Source organism: Bacillus sp. I-2, assembly GCF_001974945.1.
GTDB classification, from domain to species: Bacteria; Bacillota; Bacilli; order Bacillales; family Bacillaceae; genus Bacillus; species Bacillus safensis.
On record NZ_LZRW01000045.1, the window covers coordinates 45,286 to 62,111 of the forward strand.

A 16,826-nucleotide genomic window follows, 5' to 3' on the forward strand; every position below is an offset into this window, starting at 1 on the left:
GCTTTTTGTGTTGAGCGAAGGTGCTTGCTTATGATCAAAAGTCACATGAACGATAGCGATCAACAGTCTTCATTAAAAGGCATTTTAGCTGACGGAGGATATGTTTTGAAAAAATGTCGTGGAAAGAAAAGATACTTCCGTCATATGTGGGAGGAAGTAAATACTTGTGACTTAAAACTTGATCGTGATTCATGGTTTTATTTTTGGCATACGCACCTTGATTTTTTTGGAGTCGGGGAAAATAGTTTAAAAATAAGAAGAGAGCATATCAAAGCTCATATCGCTTGATATCATAGGCTGCTAAAACAGCTTGAAAGCTTTGAAAAGCCATACCAAACTTGGATGTGTATTCACGAACATGACCCTGGTTAAGACGCTGTATATGTTCATACACCAAATCCATACGACAGTTACTTCCCGCATAAGGTGGAGGAGTTAGAGCGGAATTGTAAGCTGCCTCATACTTTCAAGGATTTAATCGACCTTCATCAATTTGATGTTTCTTATGATCAATCAGAGTGCGGAGAGGTCTATTATATTCAATCAAAAGAACAAGGGATTAGATTGTGAAGGCCTGCTTATGAAAGGAACCTTTTAAGCGATAAAAACGATGGTTCATGCATAAACAAATCCTATTTAAGCCACGATACGAACATAGGAGGGAATATGATGAATAAAATGATTTGGAGCATTGTGTTCACACTGTTTGCATTCGTTCTCGTGCAAAATCGTTATCGGCTCATGAATTTGGTTTTAGGGCAAAATCAAGTCCGACACTTTTTGATTAAATGGCTGATGAAAATCCCATATTTTCGGACGAAATTTATTCGCCAAGCATTCTAATCCCGCAAAAGCCGGGATTTTTTTGTTTAGAAATGCGGATAAGAACGATTCTTGCTATAATAATGTAAAAAATGGAGCGCGAATGTATGAATGTCATAGATAGTTTATTTTGGCGAGTTGTTGATGAACTAAGACAAAAAGGATACGAGATGATTCAAAGTCCGTACCCAGAAGATGAAATATTTTTTGAAGCACCACGAAACTCAGGTTATGATCTCATCCGTCTATATAGAAAAGATGTGAATTTCAGGCAGGAGATCGTTCGAGATATCGAGGAGCAAACATATCGGATCAATCAGCTGAGAGAAGCTATGCGTAAACGATCTCTTCATCTCCTGCAGCTGCAATTTACAACTGATGTTCCAGTAGATGATTGGGAAGACCTAAACGGTCAGCCGCAAAAAGAGAATAAGGTGACAGTTACTCCTGTATTACTCAATGCAGACACGCTTCAAAACGATGTAAACGAACTGCAAAAATGGCTGAATACATCGCTTGCAGTAAATGTAGAAGAAGCGAAGAGAGACACAGCTGAGGATGCAATGCAGCTGAAAAGGAACGTGCTTCAGGCATTTGATGATCAGGAAAAACAGCGAGAACGAGAACGGGCCGTGTTTCAAAATGGCAGACCCATTTTTACCTACTTGCTGATCGCTGTCCAAGTGGTGATGTTTCTTTTACTTGAGCTGTCAGGCGGAAGTACCAATACCGCAACTTTAACAGCATTTGGTGCTAAAAATAATGTGCTGATTTTAGAGGGTGAATGGTGGCGCCTGATTACACCAATGTTTTTACATATTGGCTTGACGCACTTACTCTTTAATACTTTTGCTCTTTGGTCCGTTGGAGCGGCTGTTGAGAGAATTTATGGGTCGGGAAGATTTTTGCTCATCTATTTCATTTCCGGCATATTTGGTTCTATAGCGAGCTTTGTGTTTAATACGGCAATTGCAGCCGGCGCATCTGGCGCGATCTTTGGCTGCTTAGGCGCACTGTTATATTTAGCCATCTCAAACCGAAAGCTTTTCTTTCGGACGATGGGGACAAATATTATTGTCATTATCCTCATCAACCTAGGAATAGGCTTCACTGTATCAGGTATTGATAATGCAGGGCATCTTGGCGGCTTGGTTGGTGGTTTTTTCACGGCATTAGCTGTCCGTCTGCCTAAACAGATCCAGCCTGTCAAAATGCTTCTTGCGAGTGCTGCTTTGCTCTTTATTGGCGGTTTTGGATTGTATACAGGGTTTCATTCTGACGATCAAAAGGAAGCAGCGGCAACAAGTGAGGCAGCAAGTTTATTTGATGAGAAAAAGTATAGCGAAGCAAGTGAACGACTAGAGGAATATGTGCACGATAAAGATGCATCAGCTGAGGCACTTCATATCTATGCACTATCGGAAGCGCAGCAGGGCCAACTTGATAAGGCTATTCAATATTTACAAAAGTCGCTTGAAAAAGATCCAGATGATCCAAATAAACTGTATCATTTATCGCTTTTATACGTAGAAAAAGGAGAGACAGCGAAAGCAGAGGATCTATTAGCGAAAGCGTTAAAACAAGATCCTCAAAATGATCAATTTTTAAAGCTGAAACAATATATCGAAAATAGTCAAACACGTTGAATGACTTGACTGAAATCGCATTTATGAATACGCTTATCCTATCTGTTGATGAAAAGAAATGGTGGAAACAATGAAAACGTTATATGATGTACAGCAGCTGCTCATGAGATTTGGAAATTATGTGTATTTCGGAGATCGTGAAGTAGAATTAGAATTTATGGCAGACGAATTGAAGGAAATGTATACATCGGGTATCATTGACCGGACCGAATGGTCAAACGCAATGACGATTCTTCAAATGGAGCTAGCCAAATTAAATCGAAAAACAATGTGAAGGTGGAGGGCATATGACAGGGGATTGGTTTGTAGGTATTGATCTTGGCGGTACGACAATTAAGCTTGCGTTCATTAATCTATATGGTGAAATTCAGCATAAGTGGGAGATTCCTACGGATAAATCCGGGCAGACGATCACAGTCGATATTGCCAAATCAATTGACCATAAACTGGTTGAGATCAGTATGCCGAAATCAGCACTTATTGGGATCGGAATGGGTGCGCCTGGACCTGTAGATAAAGTATCTGGCATCGTCTATAAAACAACGAATCTGGGCTGGACAAACTACCCCTTGAAAGATCACCTAGAGGCAGAGACGGGACTTCCATCTGTCATTGAAAATGATGCGAATATTGCTGCACTCGGTGAAATGTGGAAGGGTGCAGGTGATGGCGCAAAAAATATCCTGATGGTTACACTTGGAACAGGGGTTGGCGGCGGCATCATCGTCAACGGTGAAGTTGTTCAAGGGGAGACAGGTGCTGGCGGAGAAATTGGCCATATTTGTGCCGTTCCATTTCAAGGAGCACCGTGTAACTGCGGAAGAACAGGCTGTATTGAAACGATCGCATCTGCAACTGGCATCGTCCGGATTGCAAAGGATAAATTAGAAACCGAGCATCATACATCTTCACTTGGCAAGCTCGCTTCGCTATCGGCAAAGAATGTATTTGAAGCGGCAGAAAATGGAGATGATCTTGCAATGCGTGTCGTAGAAGAAGTGACGACACATCTTGGACTTGTCCTAGCGAATCTTGCTAGTGCTTTAAACCCAACAAAAATTGTAATTGGCGGCGGTGTTTCAAAAGCAGGTGAGCTTCTTCGCAGTAAAGTAGAGCGCATTGTGAAACAACATGCTTTCCCGCCTTGCGCTGACGATGTTGAAGTGGTAATTGCATCACTCGGAAACGATGCGGGTGTTATCGGCGGTGCATGGATGGCAAAAACCAAATGGCTGTCTTGAACAAAAAAGTCATAATGATGTCATTTTTATTAAAAAAAGCGATAGATAGGCATGAAATTGGATGTTTAGCATATTCATAAGTTTGTCATGAGGAAAAAGACATTGATTTTCCATCATATACAGGATAAGATATACTTTAGTTATTTTTCTAGAAGCACCAATAATTAGGGTATATCTAGAGACCTGGGTGCGCGCTTAGCATAAGGAGGTTACAATGCGAAAGAATAGATTAAAGGCGATTTCATTTTTACTGATTGCGACATTGCTGATGTGGGTCAAAACCTATGTTATCTATAAATCTAGCTTCAATATTAAAATTGAAAATTTCATGCAGGAGTTTATCCTGTTTATTAATCCGCTTAGCTTTCTCTTGTTTATCTTCGGTATCGGTTTATTTTTCAAAGAAAAAAATCGCAATCGATATATTATCGTGACAAGCTTTATCCTAACATTCGTTTTGTTAGCCAACATTGTGTTTTATCGATTCTATAGTGATTTTCTAACCATCCCCGTCCTATTTCAAACAAACAATATGGGTGACCTCGGGTCCAGTATTACCTCTTTAATTGAACCAGTCGATTTACTGATGTTTGTTGATATTATCATTTTAATTTGGCTCTATAAAAAACAGCCTTCCTTTAGAACAGATGTCACAGTTTCACGAAAAGAACGAGCAGCATATTACTTATTTGTGGCAGCTACATTTTTCTTTAACCTTGGTTTAGCTGAAACAGAAAGACCAGAACTGCTTACTCGCTCATTTGACCGTGAGATGCTGGTGAAAAATATCAGCTTATATAACTTCCATATTTATGACGGGGTATTGCAATCGAAGCAGTCCGCTCAACGAGCCCTTGCTGACAGCAATAGCTTAACTGAAATTGAAAACTATGTAAGCGCAAATCAAACGGACCGTAATGAAAAGACATTTGGTCAAGCAAAAGGACGAAATGTCATTCTTGTATCACTTGAATCTACACAGAGTTTCGTGATCAATGAAAAATTAAACGGGAAAGAAATTACTCCGTTTTTAAACAAATTGATCAAGAAGAGTTATAACTTTACTAATTTTTATCACCAAACAGGTCAAGGGAAAACATCTGATTCAGAGTTTATTGTAGATAACTCTCTTTATCCACTTGGAAGAGGGGCTGTGTTCTTCACAAATCCAAGTAATGAGTTTACAGCGACACCTGAGCTGTTAAAGGATGAGGGCTACCACTCTTCTGTTATTCATGCGAATAACAAAAGCTTCTGGAACCGTGACCTTATCTACGATAGCTTTGGCTACGATAAGTTCTTTGATATTAAATCATTTGATGTGAATGAAGAAAACTCAGTTGGTTGGGGACTGAAAGATGGTCCGTTCTTTGAGCAGTCCGCTGAATTAATGAAATCGATCCCGCAACCTTTCTATACGAGATTGATTACATTAACGAACCATTTCCCTTTTGATTTAGATGAAGAAGATAAGCTCATTGATGAATATGATTCAAAAAGCAAAACACTGAACAAGTACTTCCCTACAGTGCGTTATCAAGATGAAGCCCTTAAGCTTTTCTTTAAAAAGATGAAGGAAGCTGGGTTATACGATAACTCCATTTTTGTTTTGTATGGGGATCACTACGGAATTTCTGAAAACCATAACGAAGCCATGGGACAATTCTTAAATAAAGAGATTACGCCATTTGAAGAAGTGCAGCTTCAAAAAGTCCCGTTTGTTGTACACATTCCAGGGGTAACGGATCAACATCCAAAAGAAATTGATACGGTAGGCGGTCAGGTCGATATCCGTCCAACTGTACTCAATCTTCTAGGGATTGATACAAGTAAACAAATTCAATTTGGTCATGACCTTTTATCAAAAGATAAGAATGACTTTACAGTACTCCGTGATGGAAGCTTTATAACGAAGGACAGCATTTTTACAGATGGTGTTTGCTACAATAAAGAGACAGGCGAGCCAGCAGAAGATAAAAATGTGTGTCAGTCTTATGAAGAGAAAGCGAAGCAGGAGCTTCAATTCTCTGATCAAATCATCTACGGAGATCTCCTTAGATTTTATGATCGAAACAGCCCGGACCATTCACCATCCAAAAAAGAAGGTGAAACGGAGCTGAAAAAGGCGTCCTAATAGATGAAAAAACCTCTGCTATTTTAGAAGCAGAGGTTTTCTTTTTTTGTCTGACGGCTCATATAGTATGAGAGGAGGGATGTAAATGAAGACAACGTCGTTTGGAAAAATTGAATGGCAGCTGGATGAAGCAGGGAGGGATGCTGTGGCAAAGCAGCTTGGTATTGGCAAAGCTGCTTTTCATTTATCTAATCAAACAAGCACTGATAACCTTCTTTTGCCGGGATATAGACTTCCAGAAGGAGTCCATGTATTTAATTCTATTGGTGATGTGCAGAGATTTATTGCACCTTACAGACTGCAGCAATCCGATGATTGGATTAATGGAACATTTGAATATGATAGCGCTCAATTAGAAGAAGAGCTGAGCCGCTTGAAAGCCGTATTTCCTTTTCTTCATATTAGCGTCATTGGCCATTCAGTGCTTGATACACCTATTTATGAGATCCGAACAGAGCCTGTTCAGCATTTACATTCTATTCATCTCAATGCCTCATTTCATGCAAATGAATGGATCACGACGTCTGTTTTATTAAAATGGTTGAAATCGCTTTGCTTAGCAGCGTCAGATCCCGTTCAGGCAAGACATTATGAAGCGGTTCATATCCTGCAGACCACCGCTTTATCCATCGTGCCAATGGTCAATCCAGATGGAGTGGATTTGGTTCGTAATGGACCGGAGTCACTAGGTCTTCATCGTGAAGAATTCACACTGCTAAACGATGGATATTCCGATTACCGGGAATGGAAAGCAAATATTCGAGGGGTGGATTTAAACAATCAATTTCCTGCTTATTGGGAGATCGAGTACTATCGTCATCAGTCGAAGGCACCGTCCTACCGGGATTATCCAGGGCGCGAGCCATTAACAGAACCAGAAGCGAAAGCGATGGCAAATCTTGCGTTGCGAAAACGATTTGACCGGCTGATCGCCCTTCATACACAAGGAGAAGAGATCTATTGGGGGTTTCTTGGCCATGAGCCAGCCATCTCAAAAGAAACGGTCAAACGATTCGAACTAGTAAGCGGCTACAAACCGATCCAATATCTCGACAGCTATGCAGGCTATCGCGATTGGTTTATTTATCAATTTCATAGTGAGGGCTATACAGTCGAGCTTGGTCTAGGGAAAAATCCTCTTTCCATAGATCAATTTGATTCGATCTATGAAAAAACAAAGCGGCTTTTGTGGGAAGCGTGTAAGTGTTAAAAGCACCTGTCTGGTGCTTTTTCATATTTTGAGAAACAATCAATTGCTTATGGTCAATAAAAACAATGTTGAAGCAATTGACGAAGGCCTCCTTGTAAGCTATTGTGAAAGATATGGATGTAAAAAAAAGGATATGATTTAGGGAGATGTCGACTATTGAGTGCTCAAAGCCTGTGGAAAAGAAATTTTACTTATTTATTTGTTTCTAAAATGTGCAAAATTACGGCTGATAGTTTATCTTTCAACACCATCTTGTGGCTTTTAGTACTAGGAGGGAAAGGGGCCATAGGGACAGCTTTTTTTATTGCAGTCAGCTTTGTTCCTCAAGCGATTGTTGGACCATTTATTACGCCTATGATGAAGCCGCATCAATTGAAATTTTGGATGTGTTTTGCTGATTTAACACGAGCAGCAATTATCCTTGTGATCGTGGTTAGTTACTTTTATGGTTTCACACCATTAGTCCTCATCATTGGCTGTATGCTGCTGCATTCGGCGACAGGAGGCTCCTATGAACCGGCATCTGTATCGATTATTCCAAAGCTTGTCCATGAGGACCTCATACAAAAAGCGAATGCAACGATCCAATCAGCAAGTCATGTAGTAAGACTTGTGACGGTCACGATTTGTGGTGTCATGATTGCATTTGTAGGTGTAGGTTATACAATGCTTGTGATCATTCCTCTTTACCTTTTGTCCGCTTTATTGGTGTTCATGATTTCATATCAAACAGAAGCCATCATCGATAAAGCCAAAAAAGGGTTATCTTACGGCAAAAGATTAATTCGAGGTTTTTCACTTGTTAGAAGCCACCATATTTTGTTTCCATTAGCGATTTTTTGTGTCTGCTCAAACTTTGCTGCGGCACCATGGGAAGCATTGTCTGTTATTTATTTAACGGAAGACTTACATAGTGGACCGGTCGTCTATTCATTCATCAAAGTCACAACCGCACTAGGGGCATTTTTGATGGGGTTTGTTTTGACAAAGATAAAAGTGAATCGGTATGGATTGCTGTTTATAGGTGCTGGGATTGTTGATGGAATCGCCTTCTTTATCACAGGTATGAACGCATTGTTACCACTTGTGTTTATATCAGCTTTTGCTTTAGGAGCAGCCATTAGTGCAGTTAACGTACCCGAACATACGATGATTCAATTGTCAGTAAAGGCAGAGGATCAGCCGCAAGTGTATGCGATCATCAACATGATTTCCTACTTGATGATTCCGTTAGGCGCCCTCATTGGCGGTTATATGGCAACCCTGTTTGGGTCTGGGTATGTCATTGCGGCCGGCGGCATCATTGAAGCTGTTTCAGGTATATGCCTGCTTCTGTTTACAAAGATCGGGAAGGTAGAGAGAGCAGATTTGACGATAGAACGAGACAAACCTGCCGTAAACGCAACGTAAGCATGGCATGATTGAATGAGGATAGGTTACAATGAGGACGAGAAAACATGAGAATTTAATTGAAAGGGGAAAAATTATGGCTATAGCAGACGTCACCATCATTCCAATAGGCACTGAAACACCAAGTGTCAGTGCTTACGTAGCAGATGTACAAAGAATTTTAGAAGGCTTTCAACAAGAAGGGAAAATCAAATATCAATTAACACCGATGAATACGTTAATTGAAGGCGAATTATCCGTTTTATTTGAGGTCATTCAGCGAATTCATGAAGCCCCTTTTGAGAAGGGATTGCACCGAGTAGCGACCAATATTCGCATCGATGACAGACGGGATCAAACCACAACACTTACAAGCAAATTAGAAAGCGTGAATAAGCATTTAAATCCATAAAAAAAGCCTGCTATAAGCAGGCTTTTAATGTGCAGTTGGATAACCGCTATAGATGATGGTCATGACAGTGAACCATCCAAAAACCAAAAATGTAGCGCCTGCAAAAGCGATGGCAAGTACGTTCACTTTTTTTAGTGAGCGATAGATGCCGAGCGCAGCTAAAATCGTGACTAGACCAAAAATAATGACGAGCATCATGTGAAAGTCCCCCTTTGTCATCAATCCCCTTGATTTCCTTTCTTTTCATTTTAACCGTTTTCATAAAGCTTGTCGAGTAGATTCCAGTTGACGATTGTTTGAATTTTTATTGAATAGCCTTCATAATAAAAAAGAATGAATAAAGTAGGTGATGAAAATGAATTGGAGAAGAATGCCACTAGGCTATGTACAAGCGAACGCATATATTTGGAAAAACGAGCAGGGAGAGTGCTTAATTTTTGATCCAGGCGGTGAAGCGCAAAAGCTGATTGCTTATGTAAAAGAAAAACAGCTCACACCGCTTGCTGTCTTATTGACACATGCTCATTTTGATCATATTGGCGCGGCAGATGAGGTGCGCGAAGAGTGGGGAGTGCCGCTGTATGTACACGAAAATGAAAAAGAATGGCTCACGAATGCTGAATTAAACGGTTCAGCTCGATTGATTGGGAATGGAATTACGGTCAAAGAAGCTGAAAAATTGATTACGTCAGAAGGAACGCTTCAAATTGGATCTTTTACATTAGAAATGTTCCATACACCAGGGCATTCACCAGGCAGTGTGTCTTACTATTCGGCGGAAGAGGGCTTTGTTATTTCTGGTGACACGCTATTTGAAGGCGGCATCGGGAGAACAGATTTAGTAGGCGGCAGTCAGGAAGTGCTGCTACAATCAATCCATCATAAATTATTGTCATTGCCAGAATCAACTCTTGTTTTAAGCGGACATGGCAGGGAAACGACTGTGCTGACGGAGCAGGAGCAAAATCCGTTTATTAATGGATTTTCTCTTTAATTGCAGGCATGAAAAAGCATCTCTTCTAAAGAGATGCTTTTTTCAATTAATGTCCGGTACCGGGAACCATGATGAAAATCGAATAATATGTAAATCCGGCAAAGAAAATCGTCAAGTACGCTCCGAAAATGTAAATATACATTCTTTCGGATAAATTCAAGTAGGATAAAAATACAAAAAGAACGGTTTGACCGAAGAACAGCAGCGATGCATCTTTCATATGTCCTAAATAGAACATGACAGCAAAAATACCCGTCCAAAAGCCAAGCACGCGGAACATGCGATTCATTTCTTTCCCTCCCCTTAAAAACCCCTTTGATTCATATTATAGCTGATCACCACTTGTTATGTAAACATTTACATTTTTGACATCATGTGAACAATTTATTTTGAATGTAGAAAAAATTTTTTTGAAAAAATGATGAAAAAGTGTTTATGCCGAAAAGCATGAGGGTACTTACTCCATAAGAGAAAAGGTTAACGACCTAAGGAGGAAGACTAATGAGTGACATTACTTTTTATTCATACCCGAGCTGCACGTCTTGCCGCAAAACAAAACATTGGTTAAAGGCGAATCAAATTGATTTTAAAGAGCGTCACCTTTTCAGAGAAACGCCAACACTAGATGAATTAAAAAAGATTCTTTCTTTAACAACTGAAGGAATGGATGAAATTTTAGCCACACGAAGTCAGGCTTTTAAAAGCTTAAATTTAAATATTAATGACTTAAAAGTAAACGAGGTCTTACAGCTTCTCATTGAAAAACCAAAGCTGCTACGGAGACCAATCATTATTGATGGAAATAAATTGGTAGTAGGTTATAATCCAGGAGAACTCATGAAAATATCAAAAAAGAAAGCGATTCATCAATCAGTTTCCTAATAAAAAACGAAGATCAGCTGAAACAAGCTTCAGCCGTCTTCGTTTTTGTGCTGAACTGGGCTAGCTGGGTTCGAACCAACGATCACGGAGTCAAAGTCCATTGCCTTACCACTTGGCTATAGCCCAATATCAAACGTGTAATGTTATTGTTCACCATCTGCGGTCATTTATACATAAAAGTTGTATGTCACGAGTTTTAGTGAAAAAGGAGCGAAAGAAATAAATGAAAAATGAAAAATCAAAGCAATTATACGAATTTATCCTAAAAGAAGCCCCTGTCATGACCGAAGAATGGCTAAAAACAAGAACAGAAGAAGGCTCATTATATTCTAAACATGCTTCAGAGGAAACGGAAAAGAAGCTGAAGGAACAGAACACAGCGTTTATTCAAACCATTGCAGCCACGCTTGTGACGCTGTCTGACAAAGTAGAAAACCATTTGAAAAAGTGGTCTGTTGATATTGCACGTGATCGAGCAGTGCACGAGGTGCCGTTATATGAAATCATTGGACAATTTAAGATTTTCCGCCACATTTTCTGTTCGAGAATTGAGACATTCACCCAAGAAACAGAGCTTGAAGTGACGCTGCAAGATGTGTGTCAGTGGAATCAGCACTTTCACGCCACATTTGATGACATGATTGAGCGCTTATCAGAAGAATATGACCGCGTGACAATCAGTCAGCTGAATGCACAAAGAGAGATGATTCAAGAACTGAGTGCACCTGTTATTCCAGTATCAAAGGAAATTGGGATTTTGCCGCTGATTGGAGAGATCGATACGTACCGGGCCAAAATCATTCTGGAATCCGTACTAGAACAGGCTTCAAGACTGCGTCTAACGCACTTATTTATTGATATTTCTGGTGTTCCCGTTGTTGATACGATGGTGGCCTATCAGCTGTTTAAAGTGGTCGATAGTGCGAAGCTGCTAGGAATTGAGACGATTATTTCAGGCATCCGCCCAGAGATCGCTCAAACTGTAGTGAAACTGGGCATTGATTTCTCAAAAGTAAATACTGAGCATAGCCTTGCAAAAGCGTTAGAAAAAAGAGGATTTCGTATCTTTGAAGAGCAGCCGCAAGAAGCCACATCATGACCAAAAAACCTGTACTTGTAAAAGTCAGGTTTTTTTATATGCTCTTTTCTAAAAAATGATGTAATGCATCGTGAGTTGAGGGTTTTCATCATTTATTAGTCATGAAAATGATAAATTGCTCTTTTGTCATTCACGTTCCGCCATTCTACAATGTGATCAGAGAAAGGAGTGATCCACTTGTATGGAATTGAATATTTAAGGCAAGAGCTGCTAGAAGAAGCATGCCGCATGAGGGCTTCTGATGTGCATATTGTGCCAAAAGAAAAGGAAGCTTCAGTGTCATTTCGTGTTGATTCAGATTTAATCCAGCAGCGAACGATTGATAAAAAAAGCGGAGAGAGGCTTATTGCACATTTTAAGTTTTTATCTTCTATGGATATCGGGGAAAAAAGGAGGCCGCAAAATGGCTCACTAGCTGTGATGCTAAGAAAAGGTCAAGTATTTATTCGGATGTCTACCTTGCCGACAGTGAATGATGAGAGCTTAGTGATTAGAATTTTACCGCAGGATCATGTTCCGAAAATAAAACATCTATCATTATTTCCGAAAGCCTCAGCCAGATTATTATCCTTTTTAAACCACTCGCATGGACTCATTTTATTTACTGGGCCAACAAATTCAGGGAAAACGACAACACTATATTCATTGATCCAGTTTGCAAAAAAGAATTTTAACCGAAATATTATTACCCTTGAAGATCCTGTCGAAACAAGGAATGAAGAAGTGCTGCAGGTTCAAGTGAATGAAAAAGCCGGCATCACGTATGCCGCTGGATTACGCGCTATTTTAAGACATGATCCAGATGTGATTGTGCTAGGAGAAATAAGAGATGCTGAAACGGCGAGAACGGCGATTAGAGCAGCACTGACAGGCCATTTAGTATTGAGTACGCTCCATGCAAAAAATGCAAAAGGAGCCCTTTACCGCATGCTTGAATTTGGTGTCACGATGAATGAACTCGAACAAACCATGGTTGCGATTGCTGCCCAGCGATTAATTGAGCTCATATGTCCTTTTTGCGGAGAAACATGTCAGCTTTACTGTAAATTAAATCGGCCTTTCAGACGAACAAATGTATTTGAATTGCTTTTCGGAAAAGAGCTTGGTGAGTGTATGAAAGAGGCAAAAGGAGAATATGCTCATTCGTCATATGAAACATTGCAAAAATTAATTCGTAAAGGAGTGGCACTAGGCTATTTATCGAAAAACACATATCACCGCTGGGTTTATGAAGAAGCGAGCCTCTAAAGTATGGTCTAAAAAGGATCAAGCTGAATGCCTATCAAAACTGGCTCAATTAATTCAGGCTGGATATACATTGATTGAGGCATTAGTGATGGTGAATATCCAGTTATCGAAACAACAGCGGCAGCAATTAAAACTAGGTATTCAGTGGCTGCACGAAGGCGAGCCTTTTTATGTAGTGCTGGAAAGACTCCATTTTCAGCGGGAAGTCATCGCTATACTATGTTTTTCTGAGAAGCATGGCAGTCTAGCCCGTGCTTTAGAACAAAGCGCCCGTTTTTTAGAGAAGAAAATCAAACAGTTAGACACGTTTAAACGTATGTTACGTTACCCGCTTTTCCTCATCTTCACGGTTTTGGTCGTGCTGGTACTCGTTCAGCAAATGATCATTCCTCAATTTTCTGTTTTGTACTCATCGATGGATACCCGCATGTCTTGGCTGATTCAAGGGATGTTTGGACTATTTCAATTCCTTCATGCTTTTCTGCTCATCACTAGTTGTCTGTGTATCTGTCTTATTGGATATTATGCTGTTTTTTTTAGGAAAAAGTCGACCCTTGAGAAACTGAGGGTGATGAGTAAGCTGCCTTTTTTATATAAAGGGATGCAGCTGATGCATACGTACCTTTTTTCTCTTCAGCTAAGTGGACTGCTTCAAGCTGGATTATCGATGTACGAAGGTTTGCAAGCTTTTAAACAGCAAAGCTACCTGCCTTTTCTTCAAGAAATAGGTGAACAAATGATGGAAGAGTTAAGAAAAGGAGAAAGCATGGCCCATCAAGTAAGCGTGTCTCCTTTTTTCGAAAAACATTTTGCAGCCATTATCAAGCATGGTGAAGCCAGCGGAATGCTTGCGAGAGAAATGTACACGTACAGCCAATTTCTATTAGAGAATGCAGAGCTAAAAATTGAAAAATGGATTTCTTGGCTGCAGCCAGTTATTTATGGGGTAACAGCACTTCTTATACTCATCGTGTATTTATCTATTCTTTTACCAATGTATCAACTAATGGAGCAAGTGTAAGAAGGAGGACAGAGACATGAATGATAAAGGATTTACCCTGTTAGAAATGTTAATAGTCATGCTCGTAATATCCATTCTTTTACTCATTACCATACCAAATATCACACGTCATCACCAAGCTATTCAGGCAAAGGGCTGTGAAGGGCTTAAATCAATGGTCAGCACACAAGTGATGGCATATGAATTGGAGCATGATGGGAAGACGCCATCTTTAGCTGAATTAGAAAAAGAAGGTTATGTCAAAAAGGGGTTAACTTGTCCTAATGGAAAAGCGATTGTCATTCAAAACGGCAACGTGAAGCATGAATAAATTATTTTTACATGAGAAGGGTTTTACCCTGATTGAACAGCTGTTGATTTTACTTGTTTTATCGATTGTTTTGTCGATCATGGGATGGAAAATCCCAAATATAATAGAGAGCGCTGAAGCCAAAAGACAAGTAAACATCATGAAACAAGATCTTCAATTGGCATCATATACTGCATTTATCAAAAAAACACGTGTACATGTTGGGATCGATCCGCCTCATGTATCTTATCAGGTAATAGACCAAAAGAGTAACGAAGTCATGGCTTCTTATCAGCATAAAAAGGGCAGCATCAAAACTACTACATTCTCGCAAGGTATCTATTTTAATGCAAAGGGACATCCAAGCAGCGGTGGATCTCTCATTGTCGAATTTGGCAGTCAATCGTATAAACTGACGATTTATTTAGGAAGCGGGCGAATCCATGTTCAAAAACAATAGAGGATTTAGTACGTTTGAAACGCTGTTTGCTTGTCATCTCTTTCTATTTGCTGCCCTAGTGCTCATGCCAGCCTATGAAAAACTCATGATGGGGAAAAAGGAAGTGAGAGCCAAGCTTGAAGCTTATCAGGTTTTACATGAACAGATGAATGAAGCGTTCATAAATGGGACAACATCTTCCATCAAAAAGAAGAGAGGCGAGATCACGTATGTTTTCAATTGGCGTAAACAGAAGGGATGTGTTTCATACAAAGTACAAAAAAAAGAGACCATATGCTTTCGGCATGTGGAGCGATGACCAAGCTTTTACCCTTTTACAAGCTTTGTGGCAATTGCAGCTATTTCTATTTCTTTCTTTTGGCTGTGTGCTGATCTTTTCAGCAGCTGAGAAAGCTCGTCCATTTGAAGACATCAATCGATTTTCCCAAATGGAGTGGAAACAGACTGTCCTGCAATTAGATGAGGAATTAAGTCGTGCAGCTGCTGTCAAATCGGTGAAAGGAGGAAAAGTGTTAGAGTATATTTCCGATCAAGGGCGAGTGGTAACGATTGAGCCATACCAAGAGATGCTTCGAAAACGAACGGATCAAGCTGGACATCTTCCTTTATTGCATAAGGTGAAACAATTTCACGTGAGAACGAGTCAGCATAGAGCGATTCTTAAAGTCACAGATGGATCTGGTAAAGTGTATGAAGCCGTTTTTTTCACATATAAAGGAGTGGTTCGTAAATCGTGAAAAGAGAGGAAGGGTTTATCTATCCGCATGTACTTGCGGCAATTTTATTTTTTCTCTTGATCCTAGGGGCGGTAACGATGGGGTTTCAAAAAGAACTGAAAAGTGCAGAGCTGACGATTTCTTTTTATAAAAAACAGCAGCTTTTTAGGGTGGGTGTGAGTGAAGCTGCCAGCACAGTAGAACGTATTTGTGCGAAACAGAAAACCCATATTGATACTGAAGAAGGCCGTGTGACACTGAAGCGGATGAAATGCGATTTAAAGAAAAAACTTGTCCTTGTTTTGGTGAAGGTGAAAACAAAAGATGGTTTATCCGATGAGCGTGAACTGATGCTGGATTGGAAGACCGGTGAAATCATGAGATGGGCAAATCCTGATTAGCCAGTGTATAAAATCATCCTCTTCCTGGTAACACTTGAAGGAAGAAGAGGTGAATGTGCTTGAAAACAAATGACTATGTAAAATATATGACGCAGGAAATCATTAAATATATGAATACACCACGTGACGAACGGAAGGAACACAAACAAGAAAAAATGGAAACGAAACCGCCGTTTTCACAGCGTTTATTTGGGGTTCTGCCGTTTGGCTTCTCCATGATGCTTAAAAAACGCCAGCGCCATCGACGAAAGTAAAAAGCCGCCAGCAGGCGGTTTTTTTATGCCACTTTAGCTGTATTCCTCCACAACAATCACTTTATTCACCTTGTTTGAGTAAGGGTTATAGGAAATGGTGACGAACACCCCAAATTCCTTTGTATGGTCTTTTAACGTAATATGATACTGTTTCACAGATTCCTTATCGCGGTGGCGGTCCCATACTTTTTGTTTAAATAATACTTGCGTTAGCGGGTATCTTTTTTTTGCTTCTTTGACTGCCCGCGTTTCCCATTGATCTGCGGCGGCAGTCAAACCTCTCGCATCAAGGGGTTTGTCCTCTAGAATCATAGGACTCAGCAGTAAACTGAGCATGATTATGCTTTTTCCATATTTCACTTAACATCACCTCACCTTCTTCATATCCTGACCAAATCCTGCATTTTTATGTAAGTTTTAAGAAGTACAAATGTCACACAAAAAAATATTGAATATGGTGAAAAAATGAGAAAATGGGAGAATTTTCTCGTAATGGTTCTTGTTTAAGAACAAAATGGACTAATTTGACGTTTTGGGTTTTATAGGTATTTCCTTATACTGTATATAATCGTTCTTTTTAAAGAACAAAAGTTCAAGGAGTTGAAGGA

Annotated in this window: 23 protein-coding genes and 1 tRNA gene; 20 read left to right on the forward strand and 4 right to left on the reverse strand. The window is 39.9% G+C overall.

Annotated features, from left to right (window positions below):
- Nucleotides 1–30: 30 nt before the first annotated feature.
- From BAE31_RS19965 to BAE31_RS16625, 9 genes are all read left to right on the forward strand, one after another.
- The gene (locus BAE31_RS19965; protein WP_241770461.1) at nucleotides 31–288 is read left to right on the forward strand and encodes a hypothetical protein; all 258 of its coding nucleotides are present in this window, start codon (nucleotides 31–33) and stop codon (nucleotides 286–288) included.
- A gap of 381 nt (nucleotides 289–669) precedes the next feature.
- Nucleotides 670–843, forward strand: coding sequence for a hypothetical protein (locus BAE31_RS19780; protein ID WP_162176177.1), 174 nt, complete (start codon nucleotides 670–672; stop codon nucleotides 841–843).
- An 86-nt stretch (nucleotides 844–929) separates the two neighbouring features.
- Nucleotides 930–2,468, forward strand: a complete 1,539-nt coding sequence (locus BAE31_RS16595) for a rhomboid family intramembrane serine protease (RefSeq protein WP_076840968.1) — start codon at nucleotides 930–932, stop codon at nucleotides 2,466–2,468.
- A 70-nt stretch (nucleotides 2,469–2,538) separates the two neighbouring features.
- The gene (locus BAE31_RS16600; RefSeq protein WP_008342322.1) at nucleotides 2,539–2,742 is read left to right on the forward strand and encodes a YqgQ family protein; all 204 of its coding nucleotides are present in this window, start codon (nucleotides 2,539–2,541) and stop codon (nucleotides 2,740–2,742) included.
- Nucleotides 2,743–2,755: 13 nt separating this feature from the next.
- Nucleotides 2,756–3,709: an ROK family glucokinase gene (locus tag BAE31_RS16605; RefSeq protein ID WP_076840969.1), complete on the forward strand. Its 954-nt coding sequence runs from the start codon at nucleotides 2,756–2,758 to the stop codon at nucleotides 3,707–3,709.
- Between the two features lie 214 nt (nucleotides 3,710–3,923).
- Nucleotides 3,924–5,843, forward strand: coding sequence for an LTA synthase family protein (locus tag BAE31_RS16610; protein ID WP_075623503.1), 1,920 nt, complete (start codon nucleotides 3,924–3,926; stop codon nucleotides 5,841–5,843).
- An 85-nt stretch (nucleotides 5,844–5,928) separates the two neighbouring features.
- Nucleotides 5,929–7,053 carry a M14 family metallopeptidase gene (locus BAE31_RS16615; protein ID WP_076840970.1) on the forward strand — a complete coding sequence of 375 codons (1,125 nt, stop codon included), beginning with the start codon at nucleotides 5,929–5,931 and terminating at the stop codon, nucleotides 7,051–7,053.
- 156 nt (nucleotides 7,054–7,209) lie between these two features.
- Nucleotides 7,210–8,463, forward strand: coding sequence for an MFS transporter (locus BAE31_RS16620; protein WP_076840971.1), 1,254 nt, complete (start codon nucleotides 7,210–7,212; stop codon nucleotides 8,461–8,463).
- A 76-nt stretch (nucleotides 8,464–8,539) separates the two neighbouring features.
- Nucleotides 8,540–8,854, forward strand: a complete 315-nt coding sequence (locus BAE31_RS16625; RefSeq protein ID WP_076841038.1) for an MTH1187 family thiamine-binding protein — start codon at nucleotides 8,540–8,542, stop codon at nucleotides 8,852–8,854.
- A gap of 24 nt (nucleotides 8,855–8,878) precedes the next feature.
- Here BAE31_RS16625 and BAE31_RS16630 read toward each other — a convergent pair whose 3' ends face one another.
- Complete coding sequence (locus BAE31_RS16630; RefSeq protein WP_003217333.1) at nucleotides 8,879–9,052, reverse strand: DUF2759 domain-containing protein; 174 nt, start codon at nucleotides 9,050–9,052, stop codon at nucleotides 8,879–8,881.
- Nucleotides 9,053–9,209: 157 nt separating this feature from the next.
- Between BAE31_RS16630 and BAE31_RS16635 the strand changes: the two genes are divergently transcribed.
- Entirely contained in the window at nucleotides 9,210–9,848 is a 639-nt protein-coding gene (locus BAE31_RS16635; protein WP_076840972.1) for an MBL fold metallo-hydrolase, read from the forward strand.
- Nucleotides 9,849–9,894: 46 nt separating this feature from the next.
- On the opposite strand, the gene BAE31_RS16640 is transcribed toward BAE31_RS16635, so the two are convergent.
- The gene (locus BAE31_RS16640) at nucleotides 9,895–10,137 is read right to left on the reverse strand and encodes a DUF2626 domain-containing protein (protein ID WP_003217440.1); all 243 of its coding nucleotides are present in this window, start codon (nucleotides 10,135–10,137) and stop codon (nucleotides 9,895–9,897) included.
- A 212-nt stretch (nucleotides 10,138–10,349) separates the two neighbouring features.
- Here BAE31_RS16640 and BAE31_RS16645 point away from each other — a divergent pair, with 212 nt between their 5' ends.
- Nucleotides 10,350–10,730: a Spx/MgsR family RNA polymerase-binding regulatory protein gene (locus tag BAE31_RS16645; RefSeq protein WP_007501232.1), complete on the forward strand. Its 381-nt coding sequence runs from the start codon at nucleotides 10,350–10,352 to the stop codon at nucleotides 10,728–10,730.
- Between the two features lie 55 nt (nucleotides 10,731–10,785).
- Here BAE31_RS16645 and BAE31_RS16650 read toward each other — a convergent pair.
- Nucleotides 10,786–10,856: transfer RNA gene (locus BAE31_RS16650), tRNA-Gln, on the reverse strand.
- Nucleotides 10,857–10,953: 97 nt separating this feature from the next.
- Here BAE31_RS16650 and BAE31_RS16655 point away from each other — a divergent pair.
- From BAE31_RS16655 to BAE31_RS16695, 9 genes are all read left to right on the forward strand, one after another.
- Entirely contained in the window at nucleotides 10,954–11,829 is an 876-nt protein-coding gene (locus BAE31_RS16655) for an STAS domain-containing protein (protein ID WP_056767330.1), read from the forward strand.
- Between the two features lie 177 nt (nucleotides 11,830–12,006).
- Nucleotides 12,007–13,077: a competence type IV pilus ATPase ComGA gene (gene comGA, locus BAE31_RS16660; protein ID WP_076840973.1), complete on the forward strand. Its 1,071-nt coding sequence runs from the start codon at nucleotides 12,007–12,009 to the stop codon at nucleotides 13,075–13,077.
- Entirely contained in the window at nucleotides 13,058–14,098 is a 1,041-nt protein-coding gene (gene comGB / locus BAE31_RS16665) for a competence type IV pilus assembly protein ComGB (protein ID WP_034280202.1), read from the forward strand. Before comGA ends, comGB begins: the two co-directional genes overlap by 20 nt.
- A 16-nt stretch (nucleotides 14,099–14,114) precedes the next feature.
- On the forward strand, nucleotides 14,115–14,408 hold the full coding sequence (comGC, locus tag BAE31_RS16670; RefSeq protein WP_024422977.1) for a competence type IV pilus major pilin ComGC: 294 nt from the start codon (nucleotides 14,115–14,117) through the stop codon (nucleotides 14,406–14,408).
- The gene (gene comGD, locus BAE31_RS16675) at nucleotides 14,401–14,847 is read left to right on the forward strand and encodes a competence type IV pilus minor pilin ComGD (protein ID WP_041106867.1); all 447 of its coding nucleotides are present in this window, start codon (nucleotides 14,401–14,403) and stop codon (nucleotides 14,845–14,847) included. Before comGC ends, comGD begins: the two co-directional genes overlap by 8 nt.
- The gene (gene comGE / locus BAE31_RS20055; RefSeq protein ID WP_041106865.1) at nucleotides 14,831–15,145 is read left to right on the forward strand and encodes a competence type IV pilus minor pilin ComGE; all 315 of its coding nucleotides are present in this window, start codon (nucleotides 14,831–14,833) and stop codon (nucleotides 15,143–15,145) included. The genes comGD and comGE overlap by 17 nt, the downstream gene beginning before the upstream one ends.
- Complete coding sequence (gene comGF / locus BAE31_RS16685; RefSeq protein ID WP_170871312.1) at nucleotides 15,132–15,584, forward strand: competence type IV pilus minor pilin ComGF; 453 nt, start codon at nucleotides 15,132–15,134, stop codon at nucleotides 15,582–15,584. The genes comGE and comGF overlap by 14 nt, the downstream gene beginning before the upstream one ends.
- Nucleotides 15,581–15,964, forward strand: a complete 384-nt coding sequence (locus BAE31_RS16690) for a competence type IV pilus minor pilin ComGG (RefSeq protein ID WP_076840974.1) — start codon at nucleotides 15,581–15,583, stop codon at nucleotides 15,962–15,964. The genes comGF and BAE31_RS16690 overlap by 4 nt, the downstream gene beginning before the upstream one ends.
- Nucleotides 15,965–16,023: 59 nt before the next feature.
- A complete protein-coding gene (locus tag BAE31_RS16695; protein ID WP_024718846.1) occupies nucleotides 16,024–16,218 on the forward strand; it encodes a YqzE family protein in 195 nt (64 codons plus the stop codon).
- 33 nt (nucleotides 16,219–16,251) lie between these two features.
- On the opposite strand, the gene BAE31_RS16700 is transcribed toward BAE31_RS16695, so the two are convergent.
- Complete coding sequence (locus tag BAE31_RS16700) at nucleotides 16,252–16,530, reverse strand: DUF3889 domain-containing protein (protein WP_249895874.1); 279 nt, start codon at nucleotides 16,528–16,530, stop codon at nucleotides 16,252–16,254.
- Nucleotides 16,531–16,826: the final 296 nt, after the last annotated feature.

Excerpts from the sequence above, each read along its gene's own strand:
- BAE31_RS19965 (WP_241770461.1), top strand. The coding sequence starts at position 31 with ATGATCAAAAGTCACATGAACGATAGCGATCAACAGTCTTCATTAAAA.
- BAE31_RS19780 (WP_162176177.1), top strand. The coding sequence starts at position 670 with ATGAATAAAATGATTTGGAGCATTGTGTTCACACTGTTTGCATTCGTT.
- BAE31_RS16595 (WP_076840968.1), top strand. The coding sequence starts at position 930 with ATGAATGTCATAGATAGTTTATTTTGGCGAGTTGTTGATGAACTAAGA.
- BAE31_RS16600 (WP_008342322.1), top strand. The coding sequence starts at position 2,539 with ATGAAAACGTTATATGATGTACAGCAGCTGCTCATGAGATTTGGAAAT.
- BAE31_RS16605 (WP_076840969.1), top strand. The coding sequence starts at position 2,756 with ATGACAGGGGATTGGTTTGTAGGTATTGATCTTGGCGGTACGACAATT.
- BAE31_RS16610 (WP_075623503.1), top strand. The coding sequence starts at position 3,924 with ATGCGAAAGAATAGATTAAAGGCGATTTCATTTTTACTGATTGCGACA.
- BAE31_RS16615 (WP_076840970.1), top strand. The coding sequence starts at position 5,929 with ATGAAGACAACGTCGTTTGGAAAAATTGAATGGCAGCTGGATGAAGCA.
- BAE31_RS16625 (WP_076841038.1), top strand. The coding sequence starts at position 8,540 with ATGGCTATAGCAGACGTCACCATCATTCCAATAGGCACTGAAACACCA.
- BAE31_RS16630 (WP_003217333.1), bottom strand. The coding sequence starts at position 9,052 with ATGATGCTCGTCATTATTTTTGGTCTAGTCACGATTTTAGCTGCGCTC.
- BAE31_RS16635 (WP_076840972.1), top strand. The coding sequence starts at position 9,210 with ATGAATTGGAGAAGAATGCCACTAGGCTATGTACAAGCGAACGCATAT.
- BAE31_RS16640 (WP_003217440.1), bottom strand. The coding sequence starts at position 10,137 with ATGAATCGCATGTTCCGCGTGCTTGGCTTTTGGACGGGTATTTTTGCT.
- BAE31_RS16645 (WP_007501232.1), top strand. The coding sequence starts at position 10,350 with ATGAGTGACATTACTTTTTATTCATACCCGAGCTGCACGTCTTGCCGC.
- BAE31_RS16655 (WP_056767330.1), top strand. The coding sequence starts at position 10,954 with ATGAAAAATGAAAAATCAAAGCAATTATACGAATTTATCCTAAAAGAA.
- comGB (WP_034280202.1), top strand. The coding sequence starts at position 13,058 with ATGAAGAAGCGAGCCTCTAAAGTATGGTCTAAAAAGGATCAAGCTGAA.
- comGC (WP_024422977.1), top strand. The coding sequence starts at position 14,115 with ATGAATGATAAAGGATTTACCCTGTTAGAAATGTTAATAGTCATGCTC.
- comGD (WP_041106867.1), top strand. The coding sequence starts at position 14,401 with ATGAATAAATTATTTTTACATGAGAAGGGTTTTACCCTGATTGAACAG.
- comGE (WP_041106865.1), top strand. The coding sequence starts at position 14,831 with ATGTTCAAAAACAATAGAGGATTTAGTACGTTTGAAACGCTGTTTGCT.
- comGF (WP_170871312.1), top strand. The coding sequence starts at position 15,132 with ATGTGGAGCGATGACCAAGCTTTTACCCTTTTACAAGCTTTGTGGCAA.
- BAE31_RS16700 (WP_249895874.1), bottom strand. The coding sequence starts at position 16,530 with ATGATTCTAGAGGACAAACCCCTTGATGCGAGAGGTTTGACTGCCGCC.